At 64.4% G+C, this 11,399-nt stretch carries 11 protein-coding genes and 1 pseudogene; 8 read left to right on the top strand and 4 right to left on the bottom strand.

What is annotated here, in order from left to right:
- The coding region (locus AC4FAH_RS03185; RefSeq protein ID WP_490245632.1) for a deoxyribodipyrimidine photo-lyase at nt 1-440 on the bottom strand (440 nt) is incomplete at its 3' end.
- Between the two features lie 715 nt (nt 441-1,155).
- On the opposite strand from AC4FAH_RS03185, the gene AC4FAH_RS03180 reads away from it, so the two are divergent.
- The 6 genes from AC4FAH_RS03180 to AC4FAH_RS03155 are packed head-to-tail and all read left to right on the top strand — an operon-like array spanning nt 1,156 to nt 7,025.
- Nucleotides 1,156-3,948, top strand: coding sequence for a monovalent cation/H+ antiporter subunit A (locus tag AC4FAH_RS03180; RefSeq protein WP_043334738.1), 2,793 nt, complete (start codon nt 1,156-1,158; stop codon nt 3,946-3,948).
- On the top strand, nt 3,948-4,304 hold the full coding sequence (locus AC4FAH_RS03175; protein ID WP_043334740.1) for a Na+/H+ antiporter subunit C: 357 nt from the start codon (nt 3,948-3,950) through the stop codon (nt 4,302-4,304). Before AC4FAH_RS03180 ends, AC4FAH_RS03175 begins: the two co-directional genes overlap by 1 nt.
- A complete protein-coding gene (locus AC4FAH_RS03170) occupies nt 4,304-5,845 on the top strand; it encodes a monovalent cation/H+ antiporter subunit D (protein ID WP_339843222.1) in 1,542 nt (513 codons plus the stop codon). The genes AC4FAH_RS03175 and AC4FAH_RS03170 overlap by 1 nt, the downstream gene beginning before the upstream one ends.
- On the top strand, nt 5,842-6,342 hold the full coding sequence (locus AC4FAH_RS03165; protein WP_043334742.1) for a Na+/H+ antiporter subunit E: 501 nt from the start codon (nt 5,842-5,844) through the stop codon (nt 6,340-6,342). Before AC4FAH_RS03170 ends, AC4FAH_RS03165 begins: the two co-directional genes overlap by 4 nt.
- Entirely contained in the window at nt 6,336-6,605 is a 270-nt protein-coding gene (locus AC4FAH_RS03160; protein ID WP_043334744.1) for a K+/H+ antiporter subunit F, read from the top strand. Before AC4FAH_RS03165 ends, AC4FAH_RS03160 begins: the two co-directional genes overlap by 7 nt.
- A gap of 18 nt (nt 6,606-6,623) precedes the next feature.
- Nucleotides 6,624-7,025: a Na+/H+ antiporter subunit G gene (locus tag AC4FAH_RS03155; RefSeq protein ID WP_054555276.1), complete on the top strand. Its 402-nt coding sequence runs from the start codon at nt 6,624-6,626 to the stop codon at nt 7,023-7,025.
- Nucleotides 7,026-7,206: 181 nt separating this feature from the next.
- Here the strand turns inward: AC4FAH_RS03155 and hemH are convergent, their stop codons facing one another.
- Nucleotides 7,207-8,196 (bottom strand): ferrochelatase, encoded by a 990-nt coding sequence (gene hemH / locus AC4FAH_RS03150; RefSeq protein WP_054555275.1) that lies wholly within the window; start codon nt 8,194-8,196, stop codon nt 7,207-7,209.
- A 195-nt stretch (nt 8,197-8,391) separates the two neighbouring features.
- On the opposite strand from hemH, the gene AC4FAH_RS03145 reads away from it, so the two are divergent.
- Complete coding sequence (locus AC4FAH_RS03145; RefSeq protein WP_288387862.1) at nt 8,392-10,068, top strand: cryptochrome/photolyase family protein; 1,677 nt, start codon at nt 8,392-8,394, stop codon at nt 10,066-10,068.
- Nucleotides 10,065-10,451 carry a thiol-disulfide oxidoreductase DCC family protein gene (locus AC4FAH_RS03140; RefSeq protein ID WP_286987857.1) on the top strand — a complete coding sequence of 129 codons (387 nt, stop codon included), beginning with the start codon at nt 10,065-10,067 and terminating at the stop codon, nt 10,449-10,451. Before AC4FAH_RS03145 ends, AC4FAH_RS03140 begins: the two co-directional genes overlap by 4 nt.
- Before the next feature lie 16 nt (nt 10,452-10,467).
- Here the strand turns inward: AC4FAH_RS03140 and AC4FAH_RS03135 are convergent, their stop codons facing one another.
- Both AC4FAH_RS03135 and AC4FAH_RS03130 read right to left on the bottom strand, forming a co-directional pair.
- Nucleotides 10,468-10,824, bottom strand: coding sequence for a DUF6482 family protein (locus AC4FAH_RS03135; protein ID WP_225347494.1), 357 nt, complete (start codon nt 10,822-10,824; stop codon nt 10,468-10,470).
- Between the two features lie 214 nt (nt 10,825-11,038).
- Nucleotides 11,039-11,399: pseudogene (locus AC4FAH_RS03130) on the bottom strand (hypothetical protein); the annotation flags it as partial.

Below are 11,399 nucleotides of genomic sequence, written 5' to 3'. Positions count from 1 at the left end.
ATCTGGTCAGCGGGATGACAGTGGAGCCGGGTCGAGGCCGGCAGGCGCCGTGAGAGCTGCCGCAGGGCGCGGCTGTCTTCCGGCGCGGCGGCGAGGCTGACTTCCAGGCACTGGACATCATGCTGGGCGACCTGCGTCAGCACTTCCTCGACGGGGTCCCCGACGCGCACCAGCAGGTCACTGCCACGGCGCAGCAGCATGCCTCGCAGATTCATCAGGCTCTGCCACAGCAGGCGCAGACGCGCGGGCCCCAGGCGTGGCAAGCCGTCGCTCGGCGTCAGCCAGCGACGGTCGAAGACATACATCACCAGCATCTGATGCGGGCGACGTGACAGGGGCAGCGCGAACAGCGGGTTGTCTTCCAGCCGCAGGTCGTGACGCAACCACACCAGAGAGGTTTCCGGTGCGTTGCCCGAATTCATGCTGGCGACCTCGTGCATGATGACTCCGTGGAACGTATGGCGTGCAATATTTGTACAAGAAAATTGACATCTTGTACAACACTTCACACGGTACATGTCGCGTTCCGGCGGGTCGGGCATGCGCTGGCGAGGGGTGCAAGTGCGTGATACATTCGAGAGGTTAGGTCACGTTCCATCAATGTTTTCAACAAGATCGCGCAAGTGTCTCCACTCGAACACACACTTGTCATCCAGGGGCTTCAGGAGGAATACGGCCATGCTCGCAAGACATGACATGACCGCACCAACCCGGCATATTCGCCGTCTGCCCGTTGCGGGCAGCCGGGGACGCGCTGCGGACCTCATCCCATCCTGGATGCTGGCACCCCGTGCCGTGCGACTCCCCTTCCTGACGGATCCGCCCCTTGCGACGGTAACGTCATGCCCGGAGCGATTGACGCGCTGAACCCGCGCCAGATCCTCCGTGCCGCCTGAGCCAGCCACTGCCAACCCTTGCTGCCGCGTGACGCATGTCGTGTCTCGCATGGCCCCATGAGAACGTCTTCCTGACAGAGTCTCGTGTGTCCGGCACTTCATCGCGGCAACCTGCAGTGCGCTCGCCTATTCTGTCGGCACCCAGTGGCCGAAACTCCGCCTCCCGATCTCGAAGCTGGCAGTCCGGCCCTGAGCCTGTGTCTGCGCTGCCCACGAATGACGGACTACGTACTACAACAACGACTGGAGCGAGTCTTCCATGACCCTGCTGTTGATCGTGCTATTGCCGTTACTCGGTGCCCTGGTGCCCTTGATGGCCAGAAACCTGCCCCGTGCACGCCTTGCCTGGCTGACCGCGGTGGCACCTGCCCTAGCACTCGGTATCGCCGTCTTCCACCTCGGAGACGTCTTCTCGGGCATGGTGCCCCAGTTCCATCTGCCCTGGATCGCGGAGCTGGGACTCAACCTGTCGCTGCGCTTCGATGGTCTGTCGGGGCTGTTCGTGCTGCTGATTCTCGGCATTGGCCTGCTGATCATCCTCTATTCCCGCTATTACCTGTCGGGCGAGGATTCGCTGGCACGCCTCTACAGCTTCCTGATGCTGTTCATGACCGCGATGCTCGGCATCGTGATGGCAGACAACCTGCTGCTGATGTGGGTGTTCTGGGAGCTGACCAGCCTGAGCTCCTTCCTGCTGATCGGTTACTGGTACCAGCTGAGCGAGGCGCGCAAGGGCGCCCGCATGGCCCTGACCGTCACCGGCGCCGGGGGTCTGGCACTGCTGGCCGGCATCCTGGTCATCGGGCATATCGTCGGCAGCTACCAGTTCGATGACGTGCTGGCCGCGGCGGACCAGATCCGCTCCCACGAGCTCTATCCGGTCGCGCTGGTGCTGGTACTGCTGGGCGCCTTCACCAAGTCGGCCCAGTTCCCGTTCCAGTTCTGGCTGCCCCATGCGATGTCGGCACCGACGCCGGTGTCCGCCTTCCTGCACTCCGCCACCATGGTCAAGGCCGGTGTCTTCCTGCTGGCGCGCATGCACCCGGTGCTCGCGGGGACAGACCTGTGGTTCTACATCGTCAGCCTGACCGGTCTGGCCACCCTGCTGTATGGCGCCTGGTTCGCGCTGATGAAGCAGGACCTCAAGGGCGTGCTGGCCTTCTCGACCATCAGTCACCTGGGCCTGATCACGCTGCTGTTCGGCTTCAACAGCCAGATGGCCGCCGTCGCGGGTCTGCTGCACATCATCAACCACGCCACCTTCAAGGCCTCGCTGTTCATGGCCGCCGGCATCGTCGATCACGAGTGCGGCACGCGTGACATCCGCAAGCTCAACGGCCTGTATCGCTACATGCCGCATACCACGGTGCTGGCGATGGTCGCCTCGGCCTCGATGGCCGGTGTGCCGCTGCTCAACGGCTTCCTGTCCAAGGAGATGTTCTTCGCCGAGAGCCTCGATGCCCAGCTGCTGGGCGGCCTGTCGTGGCTGATTCCGGCACTGGCGACCCTCGGTGGCATCCTGTCGGTGGCCTACTCGCTGCGCTTCATCCACGACGTCTTCTTCAATGGCGAGCCGAAGGATCTGCCCAAGACCCCGCATGAGCCGCCGCGCTACATGAAGCTGCCCATCGAGGTGCTGGTGCTGATCTGTCTGCTGGTCGGTATCCTGCCGTCGCTGGTGATCAAGGACCTGCTGGTCAGTGCCTCCGCCAGCGTGCTGGCCGGACCGGTACCGGACTTCAGCCTCGCCATCTGGCACGGCTTCAATCTGCCGCTGCTGATGAGCGGTATCGCGCTGGCGGGCGGCGTCGCCGTCTATGCCCTGCGCCATCATCTCTATTCCTTCCAGCGTCAGTTCCGCGCGCGCAATGCCCTGCTGGTGTTCGAGGCCAACGTGCAGCGTCTCGTCAAGCTTTCCGAGCGCAGCATGGACAGCTTCGAGAATGGCTCGCTGCAGCGCTACATGCTGTGGCTGCTGCTGACCGCGCTGCTGTTCGTCGGCATCGGCCTGCTGGCCGTGCCGCAACTGGGTGGGGAGCTTGAGCAACAGCCCTTCGATGGCATGCTGCTGACCGGCGCCGTGATCACCGGCCTGGCCGGCCTCGGCACCGCGATCACCCACCGCAAGCGTCTGATCTCGCTGCTGATGCTGTCCGTGGTCGGCCTGATGACCTCGCTGGCCTTCGCGCGCTTCGCCGCACCGGACCTGGCACTGACCCAGCTGGCGGTCGAGGTGGTGACGATGATCCTGCTGATGCTGGCGCTGTTCTTCCTGCCCCAGCGCACGCCCAAGGAATCCAGTGCACGCCGCATCATGCGCGACGTGCTGCTGGCCAGTGCCTTCGGTGTGGTGGTGGCGAGCCTCAACTTCGCCATCCTGACCCGCCCGGTGGAGTCGATCTCCGACTTCTTCATGGCCAATGCGGTCTCCGGTGGCGGTGGCCATAACGTGGTCAACGTGATTCTGGTCGACTTCCGTGGCTTCGATACGCTGGGTGAGATCACCGTACTGGGCATCGCGGGTCTGGCGATCTTCAAGCTGCTCAACCGTCTGCGCCTGTTCATGCCGTCCAGTGATCTGGATGGACGTGGCTGGTCGCCGGATCGCCATCCGATGATCCTGGCCACCGTCTCCCAGACGCTGCTGCCACTGGCTCTGCTGGTCTCGGTCTACATCTTCCTGCGTGGCCACAATGCGCCGGGCGGCGGCTTCATCGCCGGTCTGGTGACGGCAGTGGCCATCATCCTGCTCTACATCGCGCGTGGCGTGGACTGGACGCAGCGCTGGCTGCGCTTCCCCTATCAGCCCGTCGCGGCGGCCGGGGTGTTGATCGCCGGCCTGACCGGCGCCGGCAGCTGGGTGTTCGGCTATCCGTTCCTGACATCCTCCTTCGGCCACTTCACCCTGCCCGTCATCGGGGAAATCGAGCTGGCCACCGCGCTGCTGTTCGACCTCGGCGTCTACCTGACCGTGGTCGGCGCGACCCTGATGATTCTCGCCAATCTGGGCAAGCTGACGACTCCGCATCGCCCGACCAAGGAGAAGATGTGATGGAAGCCCTCTACGCCACTACCACCGGCCTGCTGGCCGCCTGCGGTGTCTACCTCACCCTGCGCGGCCGCACCTTCCCCGTCGTGGTCGGCCTGACGCTGCTGTCCTACGCCGTCAACCTGTTCCTGTTCTCCATGGGTGGCCTTGCGATGCACGGCAATCCAGCCGTGGTCGGTGCCGGCTCACCAGCAGCTGACCCGCTGCCCCAGGCACTGGTGCTGACCGCCATCGTGATCGGCTTCGCCATGACGGCCTTCGTGGTCATCCTGGCGATGCGCGCGCGCGGCGACCTGGGCAGTGACCACGTCAACGGCAATCGCCTGGATGATTCGAAAGAGAAAGAGGACACCAAGTGATGCTGCAACACCTGATTGTCCTTCCGATTGTCCTGCCGCTGCTGGTGGGGGCGGGCCTGCTGCTGAGTCGTGCCACCTCACCGACCCTGCGCCGCACGGTCAGCCTGGTGGCCCAGGCATTGATGGTGGCCATCGCCATCGCGCTGGTGGTGCAGGCCGGTGATGGCACCATCCGCTACTACGCGCTGGGCGACTGGCAGCCGCCGTTCGGGATCGTGCTGGTGCTGGATCGCCTGTCGGCGACCATGGTGCTGCTCAGCTCGCTGCTGGGACTGCTGGCCTGTCTGTACGCCACGGCGGGCATCGATGAGACCGGCTCCAACTTCCATGGTCTGTTCCTGCTGCAGCTGATGGGCATCAACGGCGCCTTCCTGACCGGCGACCTGTTCAACCTGTTCGTGTTCTTCGAGGTGCTGTTGATCGCCTCCTACGCCCTGCTGCTGCATGGCGGCAGCAAGGCACGCACGCTGTCGGCGCTGCACTATGTGGTGCTGAACCTGATGGGCTCGGCGTTCTTCCTGATCGCGCTGGGTATCCTGTACGGCGTGACCGGCACCTTGAACATGGCCGACATGGCGGTCATCGTCACCACGCTGGACCCGGGCCGTGCCGGCCTGATGGAAGCCGGCGGCCTGCTGTTGCTGGTGGTGTTCGGCCTCAAGGCGGCGATGCTGCCGCTGTACTTCTGGCTGCCACGCGCCTATGCCGCGGCCTCGGCACCGGTGGCGGCGCTGTTCGCGATCATGACCAAGGTCGGCATCTATTCCATCCTGCGCGTCTACTCGCTGATCTTCACCGACAACGCTGGCGCACTGGCGGACCTCGGTCGTGACTGGCTGTGGTGGGCGGGGCTCGCCACCCTGGTGGTGGCGATGCTGGGTGTGCTCTCGGCGCGTGATCTGCGCACCCTGGTGGCCTATCTGGTGATGGTATCGGTGGGCACGCTGCTGACGGCGCTGGGCATGAACACGATCGAGGCAGACAGCGCGCTGCTGTTCTACCTGATCCACTCGACGCTGGTCACCGGCGGCCTCTTCCTGCTGGTCGACGTGGTCGCCGGTCAGCGCGGCAAGGCCGGGGCACGCATCGTGCGCTCGCGCCCGCTGCTGCAGGCAGGCCTGCTGGGCGGCCTCTTCCTGATCGGCACCGCCGCTGCCGCCGGGCTGCCACCGTTCTCGGGCGCCATCGGCAAGGCGCTGATTCTCGCCTCGGCGACGCCGGAGCAGCAGATCTGGCTGTGGCCGCTGCTGCTGCTGGCCGGTCTGTGCTCGCTGGTCGCCTGCTCGCGCGCCGGTTCCAGCGTGTTCTGGCGCACCAGCAAGGCCGAGCCCAGCGGCGAGCGCATCGGCGCGGCGCGTGGCATCGCCACTGGCGGGCTGATCTCGGCCGCGCTGATGCTGGTCATCTTCGCGGGGCCGCTGGCGAACTGGACCAAGGCCACCGCCGAGCAGCTGTCCAACCCGGCCCCCTATCTTGAATCCTTGCTCGGCAAGGACGCGGCACCCGAAACCGCGCCGCCGCTGAAGGGAGATGTCTCATGATCAAGCCTCGTTCCCGTCTCTTGCCCACGCCGATGCTGTCGGTGCTGCTGCTGATCGTCTGGCTGATGCTGCAGAACAGCGTCGCGCCCGGTCAGATCCTGCTCGGGGCAGTACTGGCCATCGCGATTCCCATCCTGACCTACCGCTTCTGGGAGCCGCAGCCCGACCTCCAGAAGCCCTGGCGACTGATCAGTTACTTCCTGCGCGTGATCATGGACATCATCATCGCCAACCTGCAGGTGTCCTACCTGATCCTCAATCCGCGCGCCAAGTTCCGTCCGGCCTTCGTGCGCTATCCGCTGGAGCTTGAGGAGAAGTTCCCGATCACCCTGCTGTCGAGCACCATCACGCTGACGCCGGGCACGGTCTCGGCCTATCTGACGCTGGATGGCCGCCATCTGATCATCCACGCGCTGGATGTCGAGGATGAGCAGGAGTTGATCGACGAGATCCGCCAGCGCTACGAGCGTCCGCTCAAGGAGATCTTCGAATGCTAGACATCGCCCTGTGGATCAGCATCGCGCTGTTCGCCGCCTCGCTGGTGCTCAACGTCTTCCGGCTCGCCATCGGGCCGGACCTGCCGGACCGCATTCTGGCGGTGGACACCATGTACGTGAACTCCATCGCCCTGATCGTGCTGTTCGGCATCCAGCTCAACAGCAAGTCCTACTTCGAGGCGGCGCTGTTGATCGCCATGCTCGGTTTCGTCAGCACCGTGGCAGTCTGCAAGTACCTGCTGCGCGGCGACATCATCGAATGACCTGAGCGGAGACTCCCCATGCCCACCTGGTTCTATCCTGTCCTCGAAGGCGTGATCGCCTTCTTCCTGGTTGCCGGCGGCCTGTTTGCCTTCATCGGCTCTCTGGGACTGACGCACCTCAAGGACTTCTACATGCGCCTGCACGGCCCCAGCAAGACCACCACGCTGGGGGTCGGCTGCGTGCTGATGGCGTCGATGATCTATTTCCGCGCCACCACCGGCCACTTCAGCTTTCAGGAAATGCTGGTGTCCATCTTCCTGTTCATCACCGCCCCCGTGACCGCTCACCTGCTGTCCAAGGCGGCGCTGCACCAGAAGCTGGTGGCGGACAGCCGCACTCGCAACGTGCCGGAGCGACTCGAAGTCGCCGAGGAGCCGGACGAGGTCAACGCCGAGGCCAGCGAATCCCGACTGCCGTGATCGTCACTCGGCTCTCGGCTCTCGCCAGGCAGGCTCTCACCATCCTGGCTCTGAGCCACGAGCGCTGATTCGCAGGAGCGGATTCACGAACAGCAGGCCAGCAACATGAAAACGCCCCACCAGTGATGACTGGTGGGGCGTTTTCATTTCTCGGGCAATGGCAGTATGACGGGCCTGCTCGTTACCAGCCCTGAGTATGCTGGCGACACAGCGCCTCGAGCAGATCGATATGGTCACTGCGGTCATTGAGCGCCGGGATGTAGCGGAAGTCGCCACCACCGGATTCGGTGAAGTAGCCGCGGTTCTCTTCCTCCAGCTCTTCCAGCGTCTCGAGACAGTCAGCCGCGAAGGCCGGCGAGATGACATCGACGCTTTCCAGCCCTTCACCGCCCCACGCCTTCAGCGTTTCATCGGTGTACGGCTTGAGCCATTCGGCCTTGCCGAAGCGTGACTGATAGGTCATCGCCCACTCATCGTCGCCAAGCCCCAGTGCCTCGGCCAGCAACTGGCTGGTGCGCTCGCATTGCGTCGGGTAGGGGTCGCCTGCGGTGGCATAGCGCTTGGGAATGCCGTGATAGCTCATCAGCAGGCGCTTGCCGCGCCGACCTTCCTTCTCCCAGTGCTCACGCACGCTGGTGGCCAGCGCCGCGATGTAATCCGGGTGGTCGTGATAGTCGCGCACGAAACGCAGCTCCGGCAGATGCGGGCACGGCTTGAGCGCACGCGCCAGGCGATCGAAGACCGCGGCAGTGGTCGTGCGCGAGAACTGCGGATAGAGCGGCAGGATCAGCATGCGGTCGGCACCGCGGCTGGCGAGCTTGCGCCCCACCTCTTCCATGGTCGGCTTGCCGTAGGTCATCGCCAGTTCGACGGGAATGTCCTCGCCCAGTGACTCGGCCAGGCGTGCTTCCAGCGCGGCGCGCTGACGCTTGCCGATCGCCATCAGCGGCGAGCCGTCTTCCGTCCACACCGAGGCGTAGGCCTCGGCCACCTTCTTGGGACGCGTCGTCAACACCAGGCCATGCAGAATCGGCAGCCAGAGCAGACGCGGCAGGTCGATCACGCGCACATCACCAAGAAACTCCGCGAGGTAACGGCGCACCGCCTTGGGGGTCGGGGCATCGGGGGTGCCGAGATTGACCAGCATGACGCCAAAACGCGGGGTACTCATGGATGATGGACTCCTGACTAGGGGCAAGAAGAGAGGTAAAGCGGCAGCGCAGCCACTTTCACCGCAGCGCAGCCACCTTCACCGACAGCGCAGCCATATTACCAGCTCGCCCTGTGCGTGAGGGATGAAGTTATACTATCATCACGATTTGTATAGCTTTAAGACAATTATTGTCACAACCCTCCCGGAGTCATCGTGCCCGAACCCTCCACTCTGCAACTTGCCACTCGTCACGACTTCGCGCGGCCACTGGTGCTGATCCTCGGCGACCAGCTCAGCCATGAGCTGGCAAGCCTCAAGCAGGCGCCCGCCGACAGCGTGATCGCCTTCTGCGAGGTCGAGGAGGAAGGCCGCTACGTGCCGCACCACCCGCACAAGATCGCGATGATGCTGGCCGCGATGCGCCATCACGCCCAGGAACTCAGGGAGTGTGGCTGGCAGGTACATGAAAGCCGACTGGAGGATCCGGACAACCTCCAGCGTCTGTCCAGCGAAGCAGAGCGTCTGGCTGCCCTGTATCAGTGTGATGGCGTGCTGGTGACCCGCCCCGGCGAGTGGCGGCTGCTGGACGACTTCCTGGCGCGGCGCGAGGCCGGCAGCGTGCGCTGGGAAGTCCTCGAGGACACACGCTTCTTCACCACGCCGGCAGCCTTCGCCGGCTGGGCCGAGGGCCGCAAGCAACTGCGCATGGAGTACTTCTATCGCGAGCAACGCCGTGACACCGACCTGCTGATGGAAGGCAGCGAACCCGCCGGCGGCAAGTTCAACCACGACCACGACAACCGCGAACCGATTCCAGACGGCTTCCACGCCCCGCCGCCGCCGGTGCATGCCCATCACGAGGATGCGACCACCCGCGAGGTGCTGGCGCTGGTCGCGGCGCGCTTCGGGGAGCAGGCCAGTGACAAGGAACGCCACTTCGGCAGCCTCGAGAACTTCAACTGGGCCGTCACGCGCGCACAGGCCCGCTGTGACCTCACGCATTTTCTCGATCACTGCCTGGCGGACTTCGGCCGCTATCAGGATGCCATCGAGGACAGCGATCCCTTCCTGTTCCATTCACGCCTGTCTGCCGCGCTCAATATCGGGCTCTTGAGCCCGCAGGAGGTCTGCAGCGCCGTGGACGCCGCCTGGCGGCGCGGCGAGGTGCCGATCAACTCGGCGGAGGGGTTCATTCGTCAGATACTCGGCTGGCGCGAATATGTGCGCGGCATCTACTGGACGCGCATGCCCGGCTACAAGCGCGAGAACCGGCTGGAAGCCAGCCGCAACCTGCCGGAATTCTTCTGGACGGGGGACAGCGGCATGCGCTGTCTGGATCAGGCCATCGCCAGCACCCGCGAGCATGCCTACGCCCACCATATTCGCCGCCTGATGGTCACGGGCAACTTCGCGCTGCTGTGCGGCGTGAAGCCCGAGGCATTATGCGACTGGTATCTGGCGGTCTATGTGGACGCCTGTGAATGGGTCGAGCTGCCCAATACGCTGGGCATGGTGCTGCATGCCGATGGCGGCCTGATGGGCTCCAAGCCTTACTGTGCCTCGGGCAAGTACATCGATCGCATGTCCAACCACTGCGACAGGTGTCAGTACTCGCCGAAGAAGGTCACCGGCCCGCATGCCTGCCCGTTCAACAGCCTCTACTGGCACTTCATCGAGCGTCATCGCGAGGCGTTGTCACGCAATCCGCGCATGTCACTGGTCTACGGCAGCTGGCGACGCATGAAGGACGACAAGCGCGAAGCCCTGCTGCAACAGGCCGACGCCTTCCTGGCTCGCCTCGACAGCGCCGCGGACTATGGCAGTGATGCCCATCGCGCCGGTTACTACGCCGCACCCTCCAGTCTCACGACCGACAAGGAATCCTCATGAGTCGCATCTGGCAAGCCAGCGCACCGGTCACGCTCTACCACGATGGCAAGTGCCCCCTGTGCCAGCGCGAGGTCGCCTGGCTGGCCAGGCATCCCGGGCGGGAGCGGGTCAGAACGGTGGATATTCGTGCATCAGATTTCTCATCTCAGGCGCTGGGCTTGAGCTTCGAGACCATGATGGGACGCCTGCATGTGCAGGACGCACGCGGGGAGTGGTATGTCGGCATGGATGCCAGCCGAGCACTCTATGCGGTACTCGGCTATCGGCGCCTGGTGCACCTGTCGTTGCTGCCGGGCCTGCGCCCGCTGATGGACTTGAGTTACCGCTTCTTCGCCCGCCATCGCGAGCGCATTGGCCGCTGGGTGCCTCAAAAGCACACCTGAGCAAGAAGGTGCGGACTCAGAAGCTCAACGGGATACGCGAGCTCAAGGGCTGGTGGTACTGCGGCGGGCGGCCGATCATCTCGTCATTGGCGACCTGCGAGACCAGCCACGCCCGTGACATCCCGCCCCGCTTGAGCTCGCTGTAGACATCCTCCAGCGAGCGGAACAGCATCGGCTTGCCGCGCTTCATCAGCAGCTCACTGCGCTCCTCCTCTTCCTCGCCGGCGGCTTCCAGCACCAGCTGGACCTGATAGAAACGACTGGCGGCATGACTGATCACGCGCGCCTCCAGTGCAGGGTATTCGGCCATCAGTGACTGCAGATTGCTGGTAAAGATGGCGGACGGCGTGAAGATGCTGGCGGTTCTGGACATGTAAAGACTCCTGCGCATCCAGGGGACTGCGCATGGTAAGGCCGTAAGACGACGATGTGGTACAAGGATAGCCCGTGAAAACAGGGGCTGGGCGACTCAGACTCCCAGCAGCCCGACACTTCAGGATGAACTTCAAGGCTTCACGCCAGACTGATGGCCAGCGATGACAGTCATGGGGCAGGCGGATGACGATTGAGTGACTCGCAGGCGGAGATCACTGCACTGGTGAGGCACACGCCTCGATGACACGCCCGGAGTCCCGCGACTTGGCCTCGCTCTTGAGCTCGCTCCAGCGCGCGGCGATCCGGGTCGTCTCGCCCCCGGCAAGGCCATGCAGCGCTACCAGTGACAGTCGCGTCAGCGGGAAGAAGCGCGTGGTGCCGAAGCGGTCGTGGCCCTGAAAGCCTCCCGCTGCCAGCACATCGGCCGGATACAGGCTGGCGACCGCATGCTGGAATGCCGACTGCAGGCCGGCCAGGCGTTGCTCGAGCGCTGTCAGGCGCAGTGCCCGGTGAGATTCGGTCATGCACAGCGTCATCACGAAATCATCGCCGCCGACATGGCCGAGAAAGTCA

It is taken from the genome of Cobetia sp. (genome assembly GCF_983723665.1).
Note: the sequence above shows the minus strand (reverse complement) of the source record. Positions and strands in the feature narration are given on the sequence as shown.

What these genes read in the sequence shown, in the direction of transcription:
- AC4FAH_RS03155 (WP_054555276.1), top strand. Translation starts at nt 6,624, where the DNA reads ATGCCCACCTGGTTCTATCCTGTCCTCGAAGGCGTGATCGCCTTCTTC.
- AC4FAH_RS03175 (WP_043334740.1), top strand. Translation starts at nt 3,948, where the DNA reads ATGGAAGCCCTCTACGCCACTACCACCGGCCTGCTGGCCGCCTGCGGT.
- AC4FAH_RS03180 (WP_043334738.1), top strand. Translation starts at nt 1,156, where the DNA reads ATGACCCTGCTGTTGATCGTGCTATTGCCGTTACTCGGTGCCCTGGTG.
- AC4FAH_RS03140 (WP_286987857.1), top strand. Translation starts at nt 10,065, where the DNA reads ATGAGTCGCATCTGGCAAGCCAGCGCACCGGTCACGCTCTACCACGAT.
- AC4FAH_RS03165 (WP_043334742.1), top strand. Translation starts at nt 5,842, where the DNA reads ATGATCAAGCCTCGTTCCCGTCTCTTGCCCACGCCGATGCTGTCGGTG.
- AC4FAH_RS03170 (WP_339843222.1), top strand. Translation starts at nt 4,304, where the DNA reads ATGCTGCAACACCTGATTGTCCTTCCGATTGTCCTGCCGCTGCTGGTG.
- AC4FAH_RS03160 (WP_043334744.1), top strand. Translation starts at nt 6,336, where the DNA reads ATGCTAGACATCGCCCTGTGGATCAGCATCGCGCTGTTCGCCGCCTCG.
- hemH (WP_054555275.1), bottom strand. Translation starts at nt 8,196, where the DNA reads ATGAGTACCCCGCGTTTTGGCGTCATGCTGGTCAATCTCGGCACCCCC.
- AC4FAH_RS03135 (WP_225347494.1), bottom strand. Translation starts at nt 10,824, where the DNA reads ATGTCCAGAACCGCCAGCATCTTCACGCCGTCCGCCATCTTTACCAGC.